Origin of the sequence: Aurantiacibacter xanthus, assembly GCF_003584015.1 — a bacterium.
GTDB classification, from domain to species: domain Bacteria; phylum Pseudomonadota; class Alphaproteobacteria; order Sphingomonadales; family Sphingomonadaceae; genus Alteraurantiacibacter; species Alteraurantiacibacter xanthus.
The window spans coordinates 95,894-118,400 of record NZ_QXFM01000139.1 but is presented as its reverse complement, the minus strand read 5'-3'; the positions used below and the strand labels follow the sequence as shown (position 1 = coordinate 118,400).

The window sequence follows — 22,507 nt, the reverse complement described above, 5'->3', positions numbered from 1 at the left end:
TCGATCCATACGCGAAACTCTATCCAGCGTTACAATTGCGCCGCCGCAGGGGTCAAGAGAGCGTTTGTGCGAACGTACAAAACGCCTGCTGTGGCGCGCTTGTGCGAACGTGCTTGCGCAATCCCTCGCAACGCGGCATCAGTCGCCGGTCAGTCGAGCGCGAGCCCGCGTTATGACCCTGGCTTTGCATCATTCGCATATAGCCAAGACAGGACCACACACATGACCAGTCAATTGCCCCTGCGTGCCGACCACGTCGGCTCCTTCCTGCGTCCGCAATCGGTGATCGAGGCGCGCGAGCATCGTGCTGCCGAGAACATCTCCTACGAAGAACTGCGCAAGGTGGAGGATGCCGCCATTGCCGATCTCGTCAAATGGCAGGAGGGCCTCGGCCTCAAGGCCATCACCGACGGCGAGTTCCGGCGCTATTTCTTCCACACCGACTTCCTCTTGAAGCTGGCAGGCGTGGAAGAGCGCGGCGGCCTCAAGAAGGCGTTCAAGAACGATGCCGGCAAGGACGTTTCCTTCGCCCCGCCGGTGATGGTGGTGACGGGCAAGATCGCGCATCAGGCACCGATCCAGCTCGCGGACTATCAGTTCCTCGCCAGCCAGGTTTCGGCGCCGGGCGCGGTGCCCAAGGTGGCGATTCCCTCGCCCACCATGCTGCACTTCCGCGCCGGGCGTGCAGGCATTCCCGAGGACGTCTATCCCGAGATGGAAGAGTTCTATGCCGATGTCGCCGCTGCCTACCGGGCCGAGGTCGATTCGCTGGCGGCGGCCGGGTGCCGTTACATCCAGATGGACGACACCAACCTTGCCTATCTGTGCGACGACGAACAGCGCGCCGATGCGGCCAAGCGCGGGCTCGATCCCGATGCCACCACGCGCCAGTATGCCAAGCTGATCAACGACAGCTTTGCCTCGGCCCCTGCCGACATGCTGCGCGCCATTCACCTGTGCCGCGGCAACTTCCGCAGCTCGTGGGCGGCAGAGGGTGGCTACGAGCCGGTGGCCGAGATCATGTTCAACGAACTCGATATCGACGCCTTCTTCCTCGAATACGACGACCCGCGCTCGGGCGACTTCGCCCCCCTGCGGTTCCTGCCCAAGGGCAAGACCGTGGTGCTCGGCCTCGTCACCACCAAGCTGGGCGATCTCGAAACGAAGGACGACATCAAGCGCCGCATCGACGAGGCGACGAAGTATGCCTCGCTCGACCAGCTTGCGCTGAGCCCGCAGTGCGGCTTTGCCAGCACCGTGCACGGCAACGACATCTCGACCCAGCAGCAGGCCGACAAGATCGCGCTGTGCATCGAGGTGGCGAAGGAAGTGTGGGGCTAAGTCTCACCCTCAGCCAGCGCTGAGACAAGAAAAGGGGGCGGCTTCCTGACAGCGGAAGCCGCCCCCTTTGTGTTGCGCCGGGCCTCCCCCAAGGCCCGGCACCGGAGATCGCAGACCTAGAAGTCCTTCTTCACTGTCAGCGCCCATTCGCGCGGGCGCGCCGGGGTGCCGAGGCGACCGCCGTTGTTGTTGCGCTGATCGAAGGCCGAGTAGAAGTAGTACTCGTCGGTGAGGTTGGTCACTTCGAGCGCGATGGCCAGATCCTCGCCCGCGTTGCGCCAGGTCAGGCGGGCATTGGCCGTCGTGAAGCTGGGCAGGGTCTGGACGAGGCGGTTGGCGCCCGTGCCGTCGAACCCGGCGAAGGTTTCGTCCTGATATTGCACGTCGATGCGCGGGGTCAGCGAACCGGCGGCGCCGAGGTCGGCGCGATATTGCGTGCCGATCGAGGCCTTCCAGGGCGGCATGCCCGTGCCCGGATCGTCGAGACGGGCACCGGTGGCCGGGTTGACCTCAGTGTACTGGAAATCGATGTGGCTGGCCGAGGCGTCGATCGTCCAGTCGTCGACCGGCTCGGCGAACAGCTCGACCTCGATGCCCTTGATGTCCGCGCTGCCAAGGTTCACGCGGCAGCCTGACGGCGTGGCATAGACATCGGGCACCCCGGCGGGCAGCGGGCAGGGGCTGGTGCCTGACTGGATGTCCGAATACTTGTTCAGGAACGCCGAGACGTTGAGGCGCACGCGGCGGTCGAGGAAGTCCGACTTGAAGCCGAGTTCGTAGGCGGTCAGCGTTTCCGGGCCGAACGCCAGCAGCTGGAAGGCGTTGAACGGGCGCGGGTTCGATCCGCCCCCCTTGAAGCCGGTCGAAACCGAGCCATAGACCATCAGCGCTTCGCTGATACGATAGTCGAGCGCCACGCGATAATCGACCTGATTGCCCGAATAGCTGGCGGTCTGCCCGGTCAGCGCGGCGACGGTTTCGGTAACGTCGTTATCGTTGTCGCAATCGGCGGTGTCGGCTCCGCTGTAGCCCGCGCCGTAGCAAGCGCCGAACGGATCGAGGAAGCGGTTGATCGTGCCGTCGAAGTTGTAGCGGAAATAGGTCTGATCCTTGGTTTCCTCGGTGTAGCGCACGCCGCCGTTGAAGTTCAGGCCGGGCGTGATCTCCCAGGCAAGGTTGGCGAACACGGCTCTGGCATCGGCGTCGATCGTGTCGGGCTGGCGGAATTGCAGCGGATAGGGCGCCGAGTAACGCAGATCCTGCACCGAATCGTAGACCGACGACTGCTCGAAATAGTAGCCCCCCAGCGTCAGGAAGACGCTTTCGACCGGCTGGATGTTCACCCGCAGTTCCTGACTGAAGCTCCAGTTCGACAGGTTGTTGATGCCATAGCCGGTGCGCGCCGGGGTAATGTCGCCATCGGCGGTGAAGTAGGTGTCGAACTCGCGGTAGCCGGTGATCGACACGAGCTGGAGCTGTTCGGTGATGTCCCAGTTGCCCTGGCCAGAGACGCCCCACCCGCGATAGGTCGTGCGGTTGGAGCCAGATGTCGCCTGCATGATCGTTCCGCCCGCGCCGAAGCGATCGCCCGGAATGGTGGCCACGAACGGGCCGCCGTAAGCGTTGCCCTCGACCTGGAAGTTGCAATAGGGGCCGCAGATGAAGCGGTCGTCCATCGGCAGGCCGCCGGGGGTAAGGATGTTCGGATTGGTGTTGCGCTTGGTTTGCAGCAGCACCTGCCCGGTGCCGGTACGATCTTCGTTGGTGTAGTCGGCGATGATGGTGAAATCGAAGGTGTCGCTCGGCTCCCAGCGCAGGATGCCACGCGCGGCCTGATAGCCGACGCCGCCGAGCTTATCGACCAGACAGTCGTCGCTGTTGATGACGCGGGCTTCGCCGCCGGCGGGGTTGATCTGTTCCACATTGCCATCGGCATTGATGAAGGTGGCGCCGCCACCGGCGGGGTAGACGCACCCGAAGTCGAGCTGGTCGACATAGCCGTCCTGTTGCTTGGAAACGCCCGAGATGCGGGCAAACAGCGTGTCGGTGAGCGGGAACTCGGCTCCCGCGCGCAGGGTGATCTTGTTGCGGATGCCGTAACCCGCCTCGACGAAGCCCGAGGTCTCGCCGGTCGGCAACTTCGAGTACATCTTCACCGCGCCGCCGATCGAATTGCGGCCCGACAGCGTACCCTGCGGCCCGCGCAGGATTTCCACCCGGTCAAGATCGAGCGTGTCGAAGATCGCGCCGGTCAGCGAGGGGTAGTAGACATCGTCGATATAGATGCCGACGCCCGGTTCGTAGGCAGGATTGAAGTCGTTCTGGCCGATCCCGCGGATCGAGGCCGAGACCGATGGGCCGAAGGCGCCAGCTGCCGGGCGGATCTGCACGTTCGGCGCGGAATCGGCGATGGTGGCAAGATCGGTCTGGCTCTTGGCTTCGAGCTGATCGGCGGTGACGGCGGTGATCGCCAGCGGTGTATCCTGAAGCGCCTGTTCGCGGAACTGCGCGGTCACGATGATGACGTTGTTGGCGCGGGCACTGTCGCTCTCGCTCTCCTGTGCGTGAGCGGGCAGGGCAACGCCAAGTGCAAGCAGCGGCATGCCATAGGCAAGCGCTCTGAAACGCGAGTTCATCAGATATCTCCTCCCATAACACGAGCCGTTTGGGCGGCCCGTCCATCCTGGCTTTCCGCTTGTTGTACTGCGGATTGCCAGCCTCATTGCATCCCGCTGCGATGGGCTCCTGGCTGCCGCACAGCGGAACGGCAGCCACCATCGATTATGTGTCGTTATGCTAATCCTGTATAGCATAATTGATTTTGTCAGGTAACTAATTTCTTTGTCGTGCGAATTGGCCCGCGGTGGGCGTTCCGCTCCGCGTTGCGGGCAAAGAAAAGGGGCGGCCCTCCATCCGGAAGGCCGCCCCCAAAATGATAAGGTCGGAAAAGCTCTAAGTCGGGCTTAGAAGGTCTTCTTGACCGACACACGCCATTCGCGCGGCGCACCCACCTGAGCATAGGCGGTGCCGGCGAAGCCATAGACCGCGTCGAACCGGCTCGGGTGGTAGTACTCGTCGAACAGGTTGGTGATCTCGAGCGAGATCGCCACGTCTTCCGGCTGGTTGCGCCAGGTCAGACGGGCGCTGCCGAGTGTGAAGCCATCGAGGTACTGCAAGTCGGTGTCGATCCCGTCGAGGCGATGGCCCACGAAACGCTTGCCGCGATGGGCGACATCGAAGCGCGGGGTGATCGAGCCGGACGAGCCCAGATCGGCGCGGTACTGGATGCCGAAGCTGGCCTGGAACTCCGGCGTGACGATCGGATCGGCAAGCGTAACGCTGTTGCCGACCGCGCTGGAAATCGAGCTGTATTCCGAATCGAGCAGGCTGGCCGAAGCGTCGATGGTCAGGCCGTCGACGGGTTCTGCGAACAGCTCGGCTTCCGCGCCCCAGATCTTGCCGTCGCCAGCGTTGGCGATCACCGCACAGGGGCCGCCACCGTAGTCCGAGCAGTCCGACAGGCCGAGCTGGATGTCGGCATACTCGTTGTAGAACGTTGCCAGGTTCAGGCGCAGGCGACGGTCGAGCAGGTCGGTCTTGAGGCCGAACTCGTAGGAGGTGACGGTCTCGGGGTTGAAGCTGCCCTTGATCGCGTGCTCGGGCAGGAACGGACGCGCGGTGACGCCGCCGCCCTTGAAGCCCGTGCCCACGGTGACATAGGCCAGCACCTGATCGCTGAAGCGATAGTCGGCCGACAGCCGCCAGTCGACACGGTCGCCGTCGTAAACCGAGGTCAGGCCGTCGAGGTTCTCGACGCCCGAGCCGACCGGGCCGGTGGTGCCGTCAAGCCGCTTGCGCACGAAGGTGTAGTCCTTGTGCTCTTCGGTGTAGCGCAGGCCGCCGGTCAGCGTCAGCGCGTCGGTCGGCTTGACGATCAGGGTGCCGAACACCGCCTTGGTGTCGGCATTGACCGGATCGTTGCCGCGGAACTGCAGCGGGTTGGGGCCGAGATAGCGGATATCCTGAATCGTGAAGTAGGTGCTGCGCTGATCCGAGTAGTAGCCGCCCACGGTGAGGTCGGCGTTCTCGCCCAGCTCGGCGTTCACGCGCAGTTCCTGGCTGAAGAACCAGAAGTCGAGATCGTTGTAGCCGCCCGCAGCACGGGTCAGGGTCGGGGTGAAGTCGTCGTCCGAGCCCCACTTGTTGTTGTATTCGCGATAGGCGGTGATCGACTGGATCTGGATCTTGTCGCTCACGTCATAGTCGATGTGGCCCGACACGCCCCAGCCTTCGAACTCGTTGCGATGGCCCTGGGTCCAGTTGCCTGCCGCACCCGCCGCGGGGAGATACCAGCTGGCATAGGTGCAGGTGGGGCCGCACAGGAAGTTGGAGGCGTCGCCTTGGGCGATGATCGGCACTTCGGCAGCGCTGGCGCGGTTCGAATACTGATAGTCGGCGATCACCTGCACATCGACGGCGGTGCCGGCATAGCGCAGCGCGGCGCGGGCGCCCGAGTAGTTGGTCTCCCCAAGCTTGTCGACGACGCAGTCTGCGCCGGTGGTGTAGGTCGGCAGGATGCCTTCCGGGTTGCCGGGGTTGGCGCAGCCGTAGTCGATCATGTCGACGTAGCCGTCCTGCTGCTTGTGCACCGCCGAGAAGCGGGCGAACAGGGTGTCGGTCAGCGGGAAGTTCGCACCTGCGCGCGCTTCGAGGCGGTTGCGCGAGCCATAGCTTGCCTCGGCATAGCCCGAGGGGGTGGCGTTGGGCTTCTGGCTGAACAGCTTGATCGCGCCGCCGATCGAGTTGCGCCCGGTGAGTGTGCCCTGCGGGCCGCGCAGCACTTCCACCCGCTCAAGGTCGAGCAGGTCGAAGTTGGCGCCGGTCAGCGAGCCGTAATAGACGTCGTCGATATACATGCCCACGCCCGGTTCGTAGGCGGGGTTGAAGTCGAACTGGCCGACGCCGCGGATCGAGGCGCCGAGCGAGTTGCCGTAGGCACCGCCCATCGGCTGGAGGGTGACGCTGGGAGCCTGCGCGGCGATCTGGGCGATATCGTCCTGGTTGCGCGATTCGAGCAGTTCGGCATCAACCGCGGTGATGGCCAGCGGGGTATCCTGCAGGCGCTGTTCGCGGAACTGGGCGGTCACGACGATTTCGGTGGTCGTCCGCGTCGAGCGTGCCTCTTCGTCCTGCGCGAAGGCCGGAGTGGCGATCGCCATGGTGCCGAGCGAAGTGCCGGCCGAAAGAAACAGCGCGAGCGAACGGGTAAGGGTATGAGCCAAGACATTCTCTCCTAGGGGTTGCACGGCTATCGCGTGTGAGCGCAATTCCGTTGCCGCGGCCCCTAGACGCTCTTGCAGCCAATAGTAATTTCCTGAGGTAACGATAAAGTCAAATTGACTCTGTCCTGTGGCGGATTGGCCACATCGGGCTGCCCCCGTGGCGCGGCGAACCTTGCGGATTGCTTAATGGCTTCCACACAGGGGCTTAAGCTTTCGCGACTTATGCCTAGCCAGACAGTCTGCAAGAGCAAGAGCGTGCTATGATGTCGATGGTGACCGATTACCTTGCTGTGAGAGCCCCCTTGGCCGGGCATTGTGCGATGGCGGATCGGCAGTTCCCCGTGTCGATCACCGGGCTGACCAGCCAGGGCTGCGAGGCGCGCTTCGATGCCGCCGACGCGGCCGGGTGGGATCGCGACACCGACTTCTGCAAGCTCACCATCGGCGATCAGCTCTCGATCAATGGCCGCGTGATCGCGATCAGCGGCAACAGCGCGCAGATCGGCTTCTTCGGCCATATCCACCCGATAGCGGTCGACAAGCTCCAGCGCTTCGGGCGGTGACCGCGGGGCCCGAGCGCCCGGCGGCGGTCATCCCCTGATGCGAAACACCGTGCGGGCGTTGTCTTCCATCAGCAGCTTCTTGTCCTTGTCGCTGATCGCCATGCGGTCGTAGACGGCGACCTCGTCGTAGCTCTGCTGATAGGGGTAATCCATCGCATAGAGCACGCGCTCGGGCCCCAGCACCTCCTGACAGAACCTGATCGCCGGCTCCCAGCCAACGCCGCTGGTGGTGATCCAGATATTGGTCCTGAAATAGTAGCTGGCCGGGTGCTTGAGCCGCCGGATCTCGCCATCGCCGAACAGGGCGGGGCGGGCGCGGCCGTCGGCGTTGCCCTGCATCCAGTCGAACCGATAGAGATGCAAGGGCATGCACTCGCCCATGTGCCCGATCACCAGTCGCAGCCTGGGGAAGCGGTCGAAGGCACCCGACATGATGAGCCCCATCGTGTGCAACCAGACATCGTGCGGGAAACCGCCTAGTGCGCCGAAGAATCCGCGCTTCTCGTAATGCGCGCCGTTGAAGGGTGCGGTGGGGTGGATATACAGCGCCAGACCGTTGGCCTCGAGCGCTTCGAGGATCGGCCAGAACTCCGGCTCGTCGAGATAGTGGCCCTGCCAGTGCGAGTTGAGCACCGCCCCGTTGAGGCCCAACTTGGCGGCGCGTTCCAGTTCCTTCACGCTGCCCGCCACATCGCGCGGGTCGAAGGCGGCGCAGGCCGAAAAGCGGGTGGGGTGATTGCGGCAGGCTTCGGCGGCGATGTCGTTGGCCTGTATGGCCAGCGCGGTGCCGTCGCCCGGCTTCACCACCTGCACGCCGGGCGCGGTGAGCAACAGCAACTGCCGGTCGATCCCCAATTCGTCCATATGCGCGATCCGCAAATCGCCCAGATCCTGCAACATCTCTTGCAGGCTCGGCATGTTGGCGAACATGCGCGCCATCTTGAGCGAATCGTCATCGGGGGCGGCGCCGCTTTCGCAATAGGCGACCTGCGCCTTCACGAGGTCGGGGAAGGTCCATGCCTCCTCGCAGGCGATCCGCTTATAAGGAGCGTCGCGCAGCACATGGCCCGCGCGTGGTGCAAGGCCCGTGCGGGCGCGGTGGCTGAAATCCTCGCGGAAATGGCCCTTCAGCCCTTTCTCGCTGCCATCTTCGAGTTTGCCGGAAGTCATAGAGCGCTGCCTCTCCCAAGAGAAAGGCCGCTCCTTCGTGGTGAAGGAGCGGCCCTTGATGTGCTAGCCTTTCACGCTGTCCGCAAAGGCGATGCCGAACTTCGGATGGGCGAAGTGCATCGGCACGTCCTGCCGGTAAGGCCAGGTCTCGCGGTGCTGCTCGGGCGGAAGCAGACGGTCGGGGCCGAGCGGATCCTCGGGGAAGGTTTTCGCTGCCGGTTGCAGGTGCGCGGTGGTGTGCGCCCAGCCGTTCTCATAGTCGCCCTGCCACTGCATCATGTAGTCGAGCCGCTGGATCTTCCACACGCCGTCGACCTTCACATAGTCGTTCTCGTAGATGCCCGCTTCCATGAACTGCTGGGGCATGAACTCTTCCTTGGTGTCCTGGAAGTCGTCATGCCAGCCGCCGAGCAGGATGCCGTGGAAGCGGCCCTTCGCGGTCTTGCCGTCGGGGGCGACGGTGATGATGTCCTGCATCTGGAAATGGTCGAGCAGCAAGCCGTTGACCGGACCGGGCCGTCCGCCGGTAAAGCGCCCGGCGATCCAGTCGCCATAGAGCCGCTTGACCCCGGCATGCCCGACATACTCGCCCGACAGGAACACCACGCAGCCATCTTCGGAAAACAGCTCGGCAACCTCGTCAGGGCGGTTGAAATCGATGTAGTAGCCATAGGCCCAGTGCAGGCGGCGGATCGCGGCCATGTCTTCCAGTTCGGTGACGCGCTTTTCCAGTGCCGCCAGGCGGCTCTCGGTGTCGCTCATATCGACTCTCTCCCTTATTGATCTATGGTGATTCCTAACGATTGATACGATCATGGCGAGAGGAAAATTGACGATGTCCGAAACAGCTGCGTTGAACGGTGCCCGGTTCCGGAGCGATTGGGAGGGGCGGGTTGCCTTCATCACCGGGGCCGCGACCGGGATCGGCCTCGGCACTGCGCAGGCCTTTGCCGATGCTGGCATGAAGCTGGCGCTGTCCTACCGCAACGAGGACGACCGCGCCGCGACCGAGGAGTGGTTCGCCTCGCATGGGCATGAGCGTCCGCTGTTCATCAAGCTCGACGTGACCGACCGCGAAGGCTTCGCCGCTGCCGCCGATGAAGTGGAGAAGACCTTCGGCGAAGTCCATGTGCTGGTGAACAATGCCGGCGTCTCGGTGTTCGGCCCCACCGACGAGGCGAGCTACGACGACTTCGACTGGATCATGAACGTGAACTTCGGCGGCAACGTCAACGGGATCGTCTCGTTCCTGCCCAAGATCAAGGCGGCTTCGGGGCGGCGGCATGTGGTCAACGTGGCCTCGATGGCGGCGTTCCTCCCGGGGCCGCAGGCGGGCATTTACACCGCCAGCAAATTCGCCGTGCGCGGCCTGACCGAGAGCCTGCGTTACAACCTCGCCCCGCACGGGATCGGTTGCTCGCTGTGCTGCCCCGCGCTCACCCGCACCAACGCCTGGAAGAGTGCGCAGAAGCGGCCCGACGATTTCGCCGAGAGTGGCTTCACCCCGGCGAAGGAAGGCGAGCTGGAGCAGTTCGGCACCGCCTTCGATGAGGGGATGGACCCCTATGAGGTCGGCGCGAAGATCCTGCGCGGGATGACCCGGCAGGACGGCCTGATCCTCACCCACCCCGAGCACGGGGTCGACTTCGCCGAGGAATATATGAAGCAGGTGCAGGCGCTGCCGATCGAGGCCTGCCCGCCGGGCCGCGCCCGGATCGAGCAGCTGCGCCGCGACGCGATGCGGGCGGCGGAGGAAGGGCTGTTCATTCAGATGGATGACCTGACCTGACCGCTGGACCCTGCGGACGATTGCGGTAAGCTGCCCGCCGCCTAACACTCGCCGGGGAGAATAGTCATGTGCACGCAGGATCAGGTTATCGGGATGCCATCCGTCAATCGCCGCCAGTTCGCGGCGCTCGGGGCCAGTGGCGCGCTGGCCGCCTGCACCGCTGCCGGTGCGACGGCCTCGGGGCTGACCGAACGCAGCGTCACCTTCGCCGCACCCGGCGGCACCTTCGACGGCGTGTTCATCCATCCCGCCGAGGGTCGTCATCCGGCGGTGATCCTGTGGCCCGACATCGCGGGCCTGCGTCCGGCCAAGGTGATGATGGGGCGGCGTCTGGCCGAGGCGGGTTATGCCGTGCTCGTCGCCAATCCCTATTATCGCTCGGTTGCGGGGCAGCAGTTCGAGGACTTCGACGCCTGGCGGAGCGGCGGCGGGTTCGATGCGGTCGGCCCGTGGATGGCCAAGAATACGCCCGAAGCCATTGCCGAAACGGCGGCTGCGGTGGTCGCCTGGCTCGATGCGCAGGATGCGGTCGACAGTGAACGCGGGATCGGCAATCAGGGCTATTGCATGACCGGCGGCTGGACCATCATGTCCGCTGCCGCCGTGCCCGAGCGGATCAAGGCCGCCGCCAGCTTCCACGGCGGCGGGCTGGTCGGCGAGGAGGCCAATGCGCCGGTCAACCTGCTCGACGACATGGCGGGCGATGCCGGGGCGATCATCTGCATCGCCAGGAACGACGACGCCAAGGCACCCACCGACAAGGATGCGCTCAAGGCGGCAGGCGATGTGGCGGCGGCCGATGTTTCGGTGGAGGTCTATCAGGGCGACCATGGCTGGACCGTGCTCGACAGCCCGGTTTACGATCAGGCCGAGGCCGAGCGTGCCTGGGCCGCCTTGCTGGCGCTCTATACCGCCAGGCTGTGAGCCCGGAGCGCTTGCGCGAGATCAAAGTTAGCAAGCTAACGGAGCCCTATCCCCCCTCGTGACCGAGGGCGCAGCCGCGCCCGGCACCATTGAGGGGATTGAAAATGCGCAAAGCCGTTCTTGCCACACTGGCAGCCACCACCATGCTCGCCGCCTGTTCGGGCGGGGCCGACCCGGCAGATGTGGTCGCCACCATCCGTGCCACTGAACAGGCGCAGCTTGATGCAATTGCGTCCGACGATCTGGTGGGGATTGCCCGGCTCTATGCCGACGATGCCGTGCTGGTGCGGCCCGATGGCACCCGGCTGGTGGGCGGCGCGGCCATCGCCGATGCCTATGGCGACCTGATTGCCGACCCGGCCTTCCACATCGAAGTGACGCCAGCCGATGGCTGGGCCTCCAGCGCGGAAGATCTCGCGGCGCTGGCTTCCAACGTCGATATCACCATGACCGACCCTGAAAGCGGTGAGCCGGTAACCGAGAAGATGATCAGCCAGACGGTGTGGACGCGCCAGTCGGGCGGGACCTGGATGATTCGCTCGGCGATCAACGCTCCGCGCGCCGACGCTGCTGCCGAAGCCGCGCCTGCCGCGCCGGAAGCGCCGCAGGAAGGCTGACCTTCCTCCGGGCCAGGGCAGCAAGTTAACGAGGTGTTGACCGCACATAGCCGCTTTCTGCCGAAGCGTGCGGTCAGCGACCCTGAACATGCCAAGCCTATTACCCTCACACGAATGTAAGTCGCAGCCATCTGGCGCGGGGGCATCAAGTGCGAGGGAAAGCATGAATAATTACGATCGCGGTTTCGCTGGCTGGCTGGCCGGTAAGTCAATTGCAAAGCGGCTCGGCTTTCAGGCGACGGCAGCCGTCGTGCTGGGGGTGATGTTGATCGTGGCGGTCGGGATCGGGTCCTGGCTCACGTACAAGATGACGCTGAAGGACGATGCCTATTCGTCGGCAGCGCTCCATTCGGCTCTGCTGGAAAAGGACTTTGCCTCGCTGGAGCGCGATGCGTTCAAATATGCGCTGGTGCACGATGGCGGCACCGAAAACGGATTCCGCAGCAACTTCGCCGACATGCACACGTCGATCGAAAGCGCCCGCACGGTGCTGCAGGGCGATCTTGCGCCGCAGGTCGACGAGATCGTGCGCCTGACCGATGCCTATGGTGAAGCGGTCGATTGGGCCGTGCGCAACGACAGCGGCGGTACGGTTGGCGTGGCGCGCATTCTGGAGGCGGGCGAACGGGTCGACGGGGCTATCGAGGCCGTGCGCAACGAAACCATCGCCCGCGCCGAGGCGCTGTCCGCCGAACAGCACCGGCTCGCGCTGGCAGTGGTGGTTGCCACGGTGTTGATCATGCTGGTGTCCTGCGCGATCCAGATCTTCCTTGCCGGACTTATCAAGCGCCTGATTGGCGGCGAAACCGGCGCGCTGATCGGCTCGATCGGCCAGATCGAGGCGGGCAACCTTACGGCCCGCGTCCCCTATCAGGACCGTACCGACGAGATCGGCGAACTGGCCCGCGCCAGCGAACGTCTGCGCGAGGCGCGCGTCGGTCAGGCGCAGAAGGAGCAGGATACGCAGCACATGATCGAAGTGTTCGGCGAATGTCTCGGAAAGATGTCCAAGGGCGATCTCACCGTCGGCCTGCCCGAACTGGGCAGCGACTATGCCGCGCTGCGCGCCAGCTTCAACGCCACCGTCACGCAGCTGCATGACACGATGAACTCGGTGTCGGCCTCGGCCGGATCGGTTCGCAGCGGCTCGATGGAAATCCGTCAGGCTTCGGACGACCTTGCCGCGCGCAACGAAAAGCAGGCTGCCGAGCTGAGCCGGATCACCGAATCGGTGGTCTCGATCAGCGACGGCATGGCCAGTTCGGCGGCTTCCGCCGATACGGCGGCCCGCAATGTCGATGCGGCGATGAGCGAAGCGCGCGATGGCGGCGAGATTGTCGCCCGTGCGGTCACCGCGATGGACTCGATCGAAAGCTCGACCAAGCAGATCGGCAACATCATCACCGTGATCGACGGGTTCAGCTTCCAGACCAGCCTGCTGGCGCTTAACGCGGGCGTCGAGGCGGCGCGTGCGGGGGAAGTCGGGCGCGGCTTTGCCGTGGTCGCCAACGAGGTGCGCGATCTGGCTCAGCGTTCGAGCGAGGCCGCCGAGGAGATCCGCCAGCTGATCAACAGCTCGATTGCCGAAGTTGCCAGCGGCGCGCAGCTGGTGCGTGATACGGGTACGGCGCTTGACCAGATCATCCAGCGCATCGCCGATGTTGCCACCACGGCCAACGCGATCAGTCAGGCGCTGTCGAGCCATGCCGGCAGCCTCGAAAATGCCAAGTCGGCGATGGGCGAGATCGACCGGTCGACGCACCAGAACGCGGCCATGGCAGAAGAGTCGAACGCAGCGGCGCGTCAGCTGGCGGCCGAGGCCGATAACCTGACCCAGCTCGTGACCCAGTTCCGTCTGTCGGGATCGAATGCCAGCGTGCTGGCTTCGATGGCTGCCGAGCGCATGAACCGCGAAAGCGCGGCCCCGCGACCGGCCTATCGGGCTCCGGCTGCGATGCCGGCGGCGGTGAGCGGCAATCTCGCGCTGGCGGTCGCACCTGAGGCGTTCGACGATCAGGACTGGTCCGAGTTCTGATCGACGCCCGCCTCCGCGCGCGCCCCAACATACAAGGCCGCAAGGCCGAAGGGATTGACTATGATGCGATCTGGAATGCGCAGGCTGGCGCCTGCCATGGCCATACCTGCTGCCTTGCTGGCAGCCGCTCCGGCAGCGGCCCAGAGCAAGGCGACAGGCTTCGATCTGGAAGGCAGCGTCCGCGTTCGCTACGAGGCGATGGACGGGAACTTCCGGCCCGGCGGGGTCGAGAATGCCGACATCGTGCTGATGCGGAGCCTGGTGAAGGGCACCTATACCGGGCGAGGCTTCCACCTCGGCGCGACGGTGCAGGATTCGCGGGCCTATGCCAACGATCTGGCGACGCCGCTCGGCGCCACCGACATCAACGCGCTGGAGGTGATCGAGCTTTATGCCGCGCTCGACCTTTCCGAGAAGGCCCGGTTCACCATCGGGCGGCAGCTGATCAACCTCGGTTCGAAGCGGCTGATCGGCAATCCCAGCTTCCGCAACGACGCCAATGGCTTCACCGGCGCGCGCCTCGACTGGTCGGGCGCGGGTGAGTTCACCGCATTCTATGTGTTGCCGCAGCAGCGCCTGCCATCGGATGCGGCAGCCGTGGTCGATAACAAGGTCGAATGGGACCGCGAGGGCATCGATCTGGCGCTGTGGGGTGGTTTCTACAGCCGTCCGCTGACGGATGACGTGACGATAGAGACCTATGTCTATGGTCTCGACGAGGACGATGCACCCGGCCATCCGACCCGCAACCGCCATCTGATAACGCCGGGCGCACGGCTGGTCAGCGACGGTGGGCGGGGCCGGCCCGATGTCGAGCTGGAGGCCGCTTACCAGTTTGGCCATATCCGCACCGGCACGGCGGCCACGGCGCCGCAGGTGGATGTCGATGCCTGGACGCTGCACGCGGAGGTCGGCTACACCTTCGACGATGCGGTGAAGCCGCGCCTGTCCGCCTTCTATGATATCGCCACCGGCGACGATCCGGCCAGCGCCGACTACAACGGCTTCGATCCGTTGTTCGGCCCGCGCTATGGCGACTGGGGGCCAGCCGCGTTGTTCGGACCGTTGGGGCGCAAGAACATCTCCAGCATCGGTGTGCAGGCCGAGGCCAAGCTCTCGTCGCGTGTCGATGCGCAGCTGCAATGCCGCCGCGCCTGGCTTGAGGAGGCGACCGATGCCTTCTCGTTCACCAAGGTCCGCGATGTGACGGGGGCTTCGGGTTCCGATGCCGGCTCGCAGGTGCAGGGGCGTTTGCGCTGGTGGGTGATCCCCGGTCTGTTGCGCAGCGAGCTGGGCGGGGGCGTGCTGTTCAAGGGTGACTTCTTCGATGCCGCGCCCAATGCAAATGGCTATGGCGATACACACTATGGCTATAGTTCGCTCGAACTGACCTTTTGATTCTAATGTAAACGATTCGTCATCGGCGACGGATCGTTATTATGATGAGATAAGATGAAAACGAGCCAGATGGTTACTGTTCTGAAAATGGTGCTGTCTGGCTCGTTTCGTCGCTCGTCTGGAACATAATCCACTTTTTGGTCCCTCAGTCTGCTCACTCCGTCGCGGACGTGATTGCGCCTTGCGGCAAGCTTGCCCAACTCGGTGTCAGCGGGGCGCTATGGGCCTCACCGCCCAGACCAAGGAGATTTAGGATTATGAAGAAGATCGTTACACTTGCCGCCGGTACGCTGCTGTTTGCGTCGCCCGCCTTCGCACAGATGGCCGATTCCGATGCTGGGGCTGATGCTCCGACCGCTGACGCTTCTGCTGCATCCTTCACCGATGCCGAGATCGACACCTATGCAAAGGTGGCGGTCGAGATCAGCGCGTTGCAGAACGATGCGTCGCTCGATGCCGAAGCGCGCCAGAGCGGTGCCGTGGCGGCAGTCGAAAGCAGCGGGCTTACTGCCGAGAAGTTCAATGAAATCTCGGATGCATCGCGCAACGACCCCGAGCTGGCCCAGCGCATTCAGCTGGCAATTGCCAACGCTCAGGGCGGTGCCTGACACTAACAGCTGACACCAACACCTGCCGCGCATCAGCACCCCTGCGCGGCTGCGGGCACCGGGCGACTCATCACGCCTGGTGCCCGCCTCTTTTCGGGCTCAGGCAAACCAGTAGGTGGTGCCGCGCATTTCCAGGCTGATCCGGGGTGGAGCATCGGGCCCGGCCAGCGGATTATCGAAGGCTCCGTGCGGCATGAGTTGCGCACGGGCCGGATCGCTTTCGCTGGTCTTGAACACCAGCGCCTCGCCCCGGTGCATGGCCGAATAGTAGAACCAGCGGTGCGCCGGATTGTGCGCCAGCAGATAGTTCGGGAAGCCCCACTCGGGGCTGCCGTCGAGCGGGTCGAAGATCGCGTCGCAACCGATCAGATCTTCGGGTGCGAGCGAGGTATAGTCGCATAGCCCCAGCGGCACGTCCTGCGGCGGATCGCTGAGCACGCGCCACACGTTGTATTGCGCGCTGCGGGCTACGGCCTTGCCCTCGGGTGCGCCCTTGTCACGCATGGCAGCGGCGGCCTCCTTTGCCATATCGACATGGACAAAGCGCGCAGGGTGCGAATTGTCGTGCGCCGCGTTGACGCCCTGCCTTTCGGAAAAGCGCAGGATGCCCATCGGGCTCATCGTCACATGGTCACAGCCGGTGAGTGAGGTGAGCAGCTCGGCGATCTCGCCCGTATGCACGCGCTGGACTTCGGCGAGGTCCGTCAGATCGGCCACGGCGCTTTCGTGCGCGACAAGGGTAAAACCCTCGAGATCGAGCGAACAGTCGCGCCCGCGCGCATCGTGGATGGCCACCTCGACCGGCGCCAGCGGCACGAAGTCCTTCTCGTGCGCGTTGGCGTAGAAGTAGGGGCGCTTTTCGGTCCGCTCGCTATAGCCGATGCGGGTGCGCAGGTCTGTCATGCCAGCCTCTCCCAAGACTTGCCGGTGGGCCGGGCGTTAGGCCTCAGCGAATTCCTCGGTGTCGATCGTGGGACGGATCGCTTCGTGATAGCGGTGACCGTGGACCGTGGAGTGGTTGATGATCTCGCCCGCCCTGGCAATCGCATCGGCGGGGATCGCCACGGTCGCGGCGTGGAAGTTCTCTTCCATATGCGCGATGCTGGTGGTGCCGGGGATGGCGTGGCAGTTGTCGCCCTGCTCAAGCACCCAGCGGTTGGCGAGCTGGGCGGGGGCTACGCCCACCTCTTTGGCCAGTGCCTCGAACTGCTCGATCACGGCGAGGTTCTTCGGCCAGTTCTCGGCATTGAAGCGCGGCATCTTGGTGCGCAGGTCGGTCTCTTCCAGCGTCGAGGGATCGCGCAGCACCCCGCCGAGCGCACCGCGTCCGGTGCTGGAGAAGGCGACCAGCGCAATGCCCAGCTCCTTGCAGGTGTCGAGCACGCCAAGCTCCACATTGCGCGTCCACAGCGAATATTCGGGCTGGACCGCAGCGACCGGATGCACCGCATGGGCCTCGCGGATATGCGCCGATGACCACTCGGACACGCCATAGGCGCCGATCTTGCCCGCTTCCATCGCCCGCACCATCGCGCCGACCGAATCGGCAATCGGCACCTTGGGGTCGAAGCGGTGCATGTAATAGAGGTCGATATGGTCGGTCTTCAGCCGGGCGAGGCTTTTGTCGAGGTTTGCGGCGATGCTCTCGGGGCTGCAATCGACCCCGCGCTTCGGCCCTTCGACCACGATCCCGCACTTGCTGGCGAGCAGGAACTCGCTGCGCCGGTGCATGATCGCCTCGGCCAGCAGTTCCTCGTTCTTGCCGCCGCCATAGATGTTCGAGGTGTCGAAGTGATCGTAGCCGAGATCGAGCGCCGTGTTGAGCAGTTCGACTTTCACCTCATGGGCGGGCGGGGTGCCGTAGGCCCAGGAGAGGTTCATGCAGCCAAGGCCGATGGCATGGACTTCGCGGCCGGCGAGAGTGCGCTTCATATGGATTTTCCTTGCTGTTTGCCTTGCTGGAAACACTTGCGGCCGCGCCACGTCGAGTAGCGCGGCCGCAGAATGGCTTTATGGGCAGGCTCTATACCCGCACGGTGATCAGGACCAGCCGTCCTGCTCTTCGAGGCTGGCGGCGAGCTTGCCGATGGTGCGATAGCACTCGATCACGCCCTTCACCGAGCTGTTGGGCTCGCGCCCTTCGCGGATCGCGGCGATGAATTCGCGGTCCTGCAGTTCGATGCCGTTGTTCGAGGGCAGGTCCACCACCGAGAGATCGATCTTTTCGTCGGCGCCGGTGAACAGGTCGTCATAGCGCGCGAGGTAGGTGGCGGTGTCGCCGATGTAGCGGAAGAAGGTGCCGAACGGCCCCTCGTTGTTGAACGAGAGCGACAGGGTCAGGATCTGGCCCTTGTCGGTCTTCATCTGGATCGACTGGTCCATCGCGATGCCGAGCTCGGGGTGCTTCGGGCCTTGCAGGATGTTGGCCGCGATCACCTTGGCGCCGGTCATGTACTGGAAGATGTCGATCGTGTGCGCCGAGTGGTGCCACAGCAGGTGGTCGGTCCAGCTGCGCGGCTCGCCCTTGGCGTTCTTGTTCTCGCGGCGGAAGAAGTAGGTTTCCACGTCCATCGACAGGACGTTGAACTTGCCCGCTTCGATCTGCTGCTTGACGTACTGGTGCGAGGGATTGAAGCGGCGGGTGTGGCCGGCCATGCAAACGAGGCCGGTCTCTTCCTGCTTCTTGAGCACGGCTTCGGCATCGGCCCAGCTGTCGGCGAGCGGAATCTCGACTTCGACGTGCTTGCCCGCGTCCATTGCCTTGATCGCCTGGTCGGCGTGCATCTGGGTGGGGGTGCACAGGATGACGGCGTCGACATCGTCGCGCTTCAGCATCTCTTCGTAGTCGGTGGTGGCGAAGGGCACGCCGTACTTGTCGGCCATGGCCTGCGTCGGTTCGAGCCGACGCCCGACCAGCGCGGTCACTTCCACGCCGTCGATGTTCTTGAGGCCGTCGAGGTGCTTTTCACCGAATGCGCCGCCGCCGGCGAGTGCGATTTTCATGAGGGTGGTCTCCTGTTTGCTGAGGGGCGCACCCGACAGACGGCGCTTCCCCAAATGTCCGCTCGTCCTGATCCTGAGCTTGTCGAAGGATCGAAGGGCTGTTCTTCCCCTTGATGACAGTGCCCAAGAAAAAGGCAGTCCTTCGACAAGCTCAGGACGAGCGGGGTTGGTTCCCGTATTTCTATTCCGCCGCTGTCGCGAGCGAGTGGCCCGAATGAACCACGCGCGGGTCGAGCGCTTCGCCAGCGGTCTCTTCCGGCTGCAGGATCAGCGCGCCGAGCGCGGTGTTCGAGGCGGGGATGTGGTAGAAGTTGTAGAGATCCTTCACCTTGTCGCCCAGCGCACCGCGCATGATCAGCCACATGACCAGCTCGATGCCTTCGCTGCCCGCTTCGCGCAGGTATTCGATGTGCGGCATCTTCGCGAGCGTCTCGGGATCGTTGATCAGCTTGTCGATGAAGTTCAGGTCGAACTCCTTGTTGATCAGGCCGGCGCGCGGGCCCTGCAGCTGGTGGCTCATGCCGCCCGTGCCCCAGACGTGAACGTTGAGGTCTTCGGGGAAGCTCTCCACCGCGGCCTTGATGCTGTCGCCCAGCGCGAAGCAGCGCGCGCCCGAGGGCGGCGGATAGGTCACCACGTTGACGGGCAGCGGAATGACCTTGCACGGCCATTCTTCCGGCTCGCCGAACATCATCGAGAGCGGAATGGTGCAGCCGTGGTCAACGTCCATCTGATTGAAGATGCACATGTCAAAATCGTCGAGGATCAGGCTCTGGGCGATGTGCCAGGCGAGATCGGGGTGGCCGATCACGTCGGGCACGGGGCGCGGGCCCCAGCCTTCGTCGGCCGGCTTGAAGCTCTCGGCGCAGCCGATCGCGAAGGTCGGGATGCAGTTCATGTCGAAGGCCGAGGCGTGGTCGTTGTACACCAGCACCACGACATCGGGCATGTTGCCGGGCTGCTTGATCCAGTCCTTGATGGCCTTGTAGCCATCGAAAACCGGGCCCCAGTAGTCATCGCCGGTCTTGCCGGTCTGGATCGCGGCGCCGAGCGCCGGGATGTGGCTGGACGTGATGCCCGTGGTTACGCGTGCCATGATCAGTAGCCTCCCTTGATCGAGCGAACGCCTTGCGGGGCGCGACCGCCGTCGATCATCATCTGTGCATATTCTTCCTGCGTCATGCCGGTCATCGAACCGGCGGCAAACTGGAAGCTTTTGCCGTCAGTCGAAAACAGCTTCGACAGGTAGTAAACGTTGCCGCCCTCATCGATCATCGCGTTGTAGTCGCGATCGAGCACGGCTTGCTTGGCCGCATCGGTGAGGTTCCATTCGTCGAGATAGGCCTTCTCGTCGGCCTTGAAGCGCTCGCGGTTTTCCGCCTTCATCAGGCTCATCGCGAACTGGTTGAGCCAGTAGCCCTTGCGCGCACGCTGGGCGGTGAACACGCGGGTGCCTGGAATATCGTCGAACTCGGCGAGATATTCGTGGATGTTGATCCGTTCTTTCTTCTTCTCGGTCATCTCAGCAGTCCTCTGCCTCTTTCCATTCGTATGTGAGCGGGGCCTCGCGGAAGGCGAAGCGGTCGATATGTTCTTCGAGCACGCCGCGCATATGCACATTGCGCTGCGCCTCGGCGGTGGTGAGCGTGATGGCGATGCCCTCGGGCCGCGCCAGCAGCACCGCGCTTTCGAGGTCGGAGAAGGGAAAGGCCCCCATCCCGTCACCCTCGTCGTAGGTGGCCGCCATCTTGTGGCTCCAGTGCTTCACCAGCTGCTGGATATACCGCTCGGGCTTTTCGCACCTGGCGAAGCCATGGGAGATGACGGGCCCCTCGCTCATCAGTAGCCCTTCTTCGCCAGCACCGCGTCGAGGCGGCCATAGACCTTGCGGGCATTGCCCTCGAAGATCATGTGCTTCTCTTCCGCGGAAATATCGAGCGCGTCGACATAGCGCTTGGTGTCATCGAAATAGTGCCCGGTGGTGGGATCGATCCCGCGCACCGCGCCGACCATCTCGCTGCCGAACAGGATGTTCTTGTTCTCGATCACGTCGGCCAGCAGGTTGATGCCCGGCTGGTGGTAGACGCAGGTGTCGAAAAACACGTTGTTCATCAGGTGCGTGTCGAGCGCGGGCTGCTTGAGCATGTCCGCGAGCCCGCGATAACGGCCCCAGTGATAGGGCACCGCGCCGCCGCCGTGCGGAATGATCATCTTCAGCCTGGGGAAGCGGCTGAACAGGTCGCCCTGCAACAGCTGCATGAAGGCCACGGTGTCAGCCGCGAGGTAGTAGCCGCCGGTGGCGTGCATGGCCGGGTTGCAGCTGCCCGAGACGTGAATCATCGCCGGTACGTCCAGCTCTTCCATCACTTCGTAGATGGGGAACCAGTATTCGTCGGTCAGCGGCGGATGCTCGAAGTGGCCGCCGCCCGGATCGGGGTTGAGGTTGCAGACCACGAAGTCCATTTCCTCGACGCAGCGGCGCAGCTCCTTCACGCTTTCCGAAAGGTCGCTCTTGGGGCTCTGCGGCAGCATGCAGCCGCCGATGAAGGTATCGGGGAACAACTGGGTGACGCGGTAGATGAGGTCGTTGCAACGACGCGCCCATTCGGTCGCCACGGCCTGATCGCCCACGTGCGGCGCCATGGCCGAAGCGCGGGGGCTGAAGATCGTGAAGTCGGCCCCGCGCTCCTTGATCAGCTTGAGCTGGTTCGCCTCGATCGTGTCGATGATCTCCTGATCGGAAATCTCAGGATAAGGCGGGCACTCGGTGCCATTCTTGTAGGCGGCTTTCTGCTCCTCGCGCCACGCATCGTGGCTCTTGGGCAGAACGGTGTAATGGCCGTGGCAGTCGATGATAAGACTCATGCTTCGCTCTCTTCTGTCCCGGAGGTGCTCCGGTCGTTAATCGCGGTCAGCTTGGCGGCGAGGCCGTCGGGCGGAGGGCTGATGCCCAGTTCCCCGAGTGCCTGCTGGCGGCTGACCGTGTTGTCGGTCATCAGCGGATCGATCCCGAGGTCGCGCAGCATGCGCGCTGCCTCGGCCATTTCCGCACTACGGCGTTGGCCATGGATCAGCATGCGGTCAAGGTTGTAGTCCGCACGCGTCGCCCAGGCGACCGGCTTTTCGCTCGCGTCGAGGCTGGCCAGCACTTCGCCGAGCACGCCCGCTTTGTTGGCGGCGAGGACCATCTCGGCGGTGAGCGCCTCCAGCCCCTTCACCATCACCGAGCGGCACAGCTTGATCGCGCTGGCCTGCCCGATTTCGGGGCCGACCACGCGGGTGTTCGAAAAGCCCAGCGCGCGCAGCATCTGTTCGGCTTCGGTAGCGCGCTTGCCCGCAATCAGCAGCGGCACGGCCAGCGCCTTGTCGACCGGAGCCATCACCGCCACATCGACATAGCTGGCCCCGGCAGCTTCCACCGCTGCGGCCGCCGCCTGCTTGGTGCCCGGCGCGACCGAGTTCATGTCGCAGAACAGCGCATCCTTGGGCAGCATCGGGGCATAGCCTTGCGCGGCCTTGAGCGCCTGATCGGCGGTGACGAGGCTGAGCACCAGCTGCGCTCCGGCCAAAGCTTCAGCCGCATCGGCGCAAGCTGTCACCTGGCATTCGGCCATGGCGGCACGGCGCTCGGGCAGCAGATCCCAACCCGCGGCGTGGCCACTCCACCCTCCGGCGCGAGCAAAGGTCGATCCGGCCTCACCGAAGCCGATCAGCGCCACACGGGGGGCATTTGTATTCGAATCTTGCGTGCTCATCTCTCTCTCCGTGCTTCCCCTA

20 protein-coding genes are annotated in these 22,507 nt (G+C 64.3%); 8 read left to right on the top strand and 12 right to left on the bottom strand.

What is annotated here, in order from left to right:
* Positions 1-222: 222 nt before the first annotated feature.
* Positions 223-1,341 carry a 5-methyltetrahydropteroyltriglutamate--homocysteine S-methyltransferase gene (locus D2V17_RS18070; protein WP_119594546.1) on the top strand — a complete coding sequence of 373 codons (1,119 nt, stop codon included), beginning with the start codon at positions 223-225 and terminating at the stop codon, positions 1,339-1,341.
* Between the two features lie 116 nt (positions 1,342-1,457).
* Here D2V17_RS18070 and D2V17_RS18065 read toward each other — a convergent pair whose 3' ends face one another.
* Positions 1,458-3,977, bottom strand: a complete 2,520-nt coding sequence (locus tag D2V17_RS18065; RefSeq protein WP_191229283.1) for a TonB-dependent receptor — start codon at positions 3,975-3,977, stop codon at positions 1,458-1,460.
* A gap of 327 nt (positions 3,978-4,304) precedes the next feature.
* Positions 4,305-6,623, bottom strand: a complete 2,319-nt coding sequence (locus D2V17_RS18060) for a TonB-dependent receptor (protein ID WP_245978798.1) — start codon at positions 6,621-6,623, stop codon at positions 4,305-4,307.
* Positions 6,624-6,943: 320 nt separating this feature from the next.
* Between D2V17_RS18060 and D2V17_RS18055 the strand changes: the two genes are divergently transcribed.
* Positions 6,944-7,186, top strand: coding sequence for a hypothetical protein (locus D2V17_RS18055; protein ID WP_119594544.1), 243 nt, complete (start codon positions 6,944-6,946; stop codon positions 7,184-7,186).
* A 27-nt stretch (positions 7,187-7,213) separates the two neighbouring features.
* Here D2V17_RS18055 and D2V17_RS18050 read toward each other — a convergent pair whose 3' ends face one another.
* Complete coding sequence (locus tag D2V17_RS18050; RefSeq protein ID WP_119594543.1) at positions 7,214-8,356, bottom strand: amidohydrolase family protein; 1,143 nt, start codon at positions 8,354-8,356, stop codon at positions 7,214-7,216.
* A 63-nt stretch (positions 8,357-8,419) separates the two neighbouring features.
* Positions 8,420-9,118, bottom strand: coding sequence for a nuclear transport factor 2 family protein (locus D2V17_RS18045; RefSeq protein ID WP_119594542.1), 699 nt, complete (start codon positions 9,116-9,118; stop codon positions 8,420-8,422).
* A gap of 73 nt (positions 9,119-9,191) precedes the next feature.
* On the opposite strand from D2V17_RS18045, the gene D2V17_RS18040 reads away from it, so the two are divergent.
* The 6 genes from D2V17_RS18040 to D2V17_RS18015 all read left to right on the top strand — a co-directional run bounded on the left by D2V17_RS18040 (position 9,192) and on the right by D2V17_RS18015 (position 15,727).
* Positions 9,192-10,145, top strand: coding sequence for an SDR family NAD(P)-dependent oxidoreductase (locus D2V17_RS18040; protein ID WP_119594541.1), 954 nt, complete (start codon positions 9,192-9,194; stop codon positions 10,143-10,145).
* Between the two features lie 66 nt (positions 10,146-10,211).
* Positions 10,212-11,069 (top strand): dienelactone hydrolase family protein, encoded by an 858-nt coding sequence (locus D2V17_RS18035; RefSeq protein ID WP_119594540.1) that lies wholly within the window; start codon positions 10,212-10,214, stop codon positions 11,067-11,069.
* Positions 11,070-11,173: 104 nt separating this feature from the next.
* A complete protein-coding gene (locus D2V17_RS18030; RefSeq protein ID WP_119594539.1) occupies positions 11,174-11,686 on the top strand; it encodes a YybH family protein in 513 nt (170 codons plus the stop codon).
* A 163-nt stretch (positions 11,687-11,849) separates the two neighbouring features.
* Entirely contained in the window at positions 11,850-13,721 is a 1,872-nt protein-coding gene (locus D2V17_RS18025) for a methyl-accepting chemotaxis protein (RefSeq protein WP_191229282.1), read from the top strand.
* Between the two features lie 96 nt (positions 13,722-13,817).
* Positions 13,818-15,119 (top strand): alginate export family protein, encoded by a 1,302-nt coding sequence (locus D2V17_RS18020; RefSeq protein ID WP_191229281.1) that lies wholly within the window; start codon positions 13,818-13,820, stop codon positions 15,117-15,119.
* A gap of 257 nt (positions 15,120-15,376) precedes the next feature.
* Positions 15,377-15,727 (top strand): DUF4168 domain-containing protein, encoded by a 351-nt coding sequence (locus D2V17_RS18015; protein ID WP_119594533.1) that lies wholly within the window; start codon positions 15,377-15,379, stop codon positions 15,725-15,727.
* A gap of 99 nt (positions 15,728-15,826) precedes the next feature.
* Here D2V17_RS18015 and D2V17_RS18010 read toward each other — a convergent pair whose 3' ends face one another.
* The 8 genes from D2V17_RS18010 to D2V17_RS17975 all read right to left on the bottom strand — a co-directional run bounded on the left by D2V17_RS18010 (position 15,827) and on the right by D2V17_RS17975 (position 22,485).
* A complete protein-coding gene (locus tag D2V17_RS18010; RefSeq protein ID WP_119594531.1) occupies positions 15,827-16,630 on the bottom strand; it encodes a CmcJ/NvfI family oxidoreductase in 804 nt (267 codons plus the stop codon).
* A gap of 36 nt (positions 16,631-16,666) precedes the next feature.
* On the bottom strand, positions 16,667-17,659 hold the full coding sequence (locus D2V17_RS18005) for an aldo/keto reductase (RefSeq protein ID WP_119594529.1): 993 nt from the start codon (positions 17,657-17,659) through the stop codon (positions 16,667-16,669).
* A gap of 108 nt (positions 17,660-17,767) precedes the next feature.
* A complete protein-coding gene (locus tag D2V17_RS18000) occupies positions 17,768-18,730 on the bottom strand; it encodes a Gfo/Idh/MocA family oxidoreductase (RefSeq protein WP_119594527.1) in 963 nt (320 codons plus the stop codon).
* 181 nt (positions 18,731-18,911) lie between these two features.
* Positions 18,912-19,826, bottom strand: coding sequence for a class III extradiol dioxygenase subunit beta (locus D2V17_RS17995; protein ID WP_119594525.1), 915 nt, complete (start codon positions 19,824-19,826; stop codon positions 18,912-18,914).
* Between the two features lie 2 nt (positions 19,827-19,828).
* A complete protein-coding gene (gene ligA, locus D2V17_RS17990; RefSeq protein ID WP_119594523.1) occupies positions 19,829-20,251 on the bottom strand; it encodes a protocatechuate 4,5-dioxygenase subunit alpha in 423 nt (140 codons plus the stop codon).
* A 1-nt stretch (position 20,252) separates the two neighbouring features.
* The gene (locus tag D2V17_RS17985; protein ID WP_119594521.1) at positions 20,253-20,570 is read right to left on the bottom strand and encodes a DUF2218 domain-containing protein; all 318 of its coding nucleotides are present in this window, start codon (positions 20,568-20,570) and stop codon (positions 20,253-20,255) included.
* Positions 20,570-21,595, bottom strand: coding sequence for an amidohydrolase family protein (locus D2V17_RS17980; protein WP_119594519.1), 1,026 nt, complete (start codon positions 21,593-21,595; stop codon positions 20,570-20,572). Before D2V17_RS17980 ends, D2V17_RS17985 begins: the two co-directional genes overlap by 1 nt.
* Complete coding sequence (locus D2V17_RS17975; protein WP_119594517.1) at positions 21,592-22,485, bottom strand: NAD(P)-dependent oxidoreductase; 894 nt, start codon at positions 22,483-22,485, stop codon at positions 21,592-21,594. The genes D2V17_RS17980 and D2V17_RS17975 overlap by 4 nt, the downstream gene beginning before the upstream one ends.
* Between the last annotated feature and the right edge of the window lie 22 nt (positions 22,486-22,507).

Coding starts and splice junctions, on each gene's coding strand:
- D2V17_RS18065 (WP_191229283.1), bottom strand. CDS start 3,977: ATGAACTCGCGTTTCAGAGCGCTTGCCTATGGCATGCCGCTGCTTGCA.
- D2V17_RS18025 (WP_191229282.1), top strand. CDS start 11,850: ATGAATAATTACGATCGCGGTTTCGCTGGCTGGCTGGCCGGTAAGTCA.
- D2V17_RS17975 (WP_119594517.1), bottom strand. CDS start 22,485: ATGAGCACGCAAGATTCGAATACAAATGCCCCCCGTGTGGCGCTGATC.
- D2V17_RS18045 (WP_119594542.1), bottom strand. CDS start 9,118: ATGAGCGACACCGAGAGCCGCCTGGCGGCACTGGAAAAGCGCGTCACC.
- D2V17_RS18020 (WP_191229281.1), top strand. CDS start 13,818: ATGGCCATACCTGCTGCCTTGCTGGCAGCCGCTCCGGCAGCGGCCCAG.
- ligA (WP_119594523.1), bottom strand. CDS start 20,251: ATGACCGAGAAGAAGAAAGAACGGATCAACATCCACGAATATCTCGCC.
- D2V17_RS18035 (WP_119594540.1), top strand. CDS start 10,212: ATGTGCACGCAGGATCAGGTTATCGGGATGCCATCCGTCAATCGCCGC.
- D2V17_RS18040 (WP_119594541.1), top strand. CDS start 9,192: ATGTCCGAAACAGCTGCGTTGAACGGTGCCCGGTTCCGGAGCGATTGG.
- D2V17_RS17985 (WP_119594521.1), bottom strand. CDS start 20,570: ATGAGCGAGGGGCCCGTCATCTCCCATGGCTTCGCCAGGTGCGAAAAG.
- D2V17_RS18005 (WP_119594529.1), bottom strand. CDS start 17,659: ATGAAGCGCACTCTCGCCGGCCGCGAAGTCCATGCCATCGGCCTTGGC.
- D2V17_RS18055 (WP_119594544.1), top strand. CDS start 6,944: ATGGCGGATCGGCAGTTCCCCGTGTCGATCACCGGGCTGACCAGCCAG.
- D2V17_RS18015 (WP_119594533.1), top strand. CDS start 15,377: ATGAAGAAGATCGTTACACTTGCCGCCGGTACGCTGCTGTTTGCGTCG.
- D2V17_RS18070 (WP_119594546.1), top strand. CDS start 223: ATGACCAGTCAATTGCCCCTGCGTGCCGACCACGTCGGCTCCTTCCTG.
- D2V17_RS18050 (WP_119594543.1), bottom strand. CDS start 8,356: ATGACTTCCGGCAAACTCGAAGATGGCAGCGAGAAAGGGCTGAAGGGC.
- D2V17_RS18010 (WP_119594531.1), bottom strand. CDS start 16,630: ATGACAGACCTGCGCACCCGCATCGGCTATAGCGAGCGGACCGAAAAG.
- D2V17_RS18030 (WP_119594539.1), top strand. CDS start 11,174: ATGCGCAAAGCCGTTCTTGCCACACTGGCAGCCACCACCATGCTCGCC.
- D2V17_RS17980 (WP_119594519.1), bottom strand. CDS start 21,595: ATGAGTCTTATCATCGACTGCCACGGCCATTACACCGTTCTGCCCAAG.
- D2V17_RS17995 (WP_119594525.1), bottom strand. CDS start 19,826: ATGGCACGCGTAACCACGGGCATCACGTCCAGCCACATCCCGGCGCTC.
- D2V17_RS18000 (WP_119594527.1), bottom strand. CDS start 18,730: ATGAAAATCGCACTCGCCGGCGGCGGCGCATTCGGTGAAAAGCACCTC.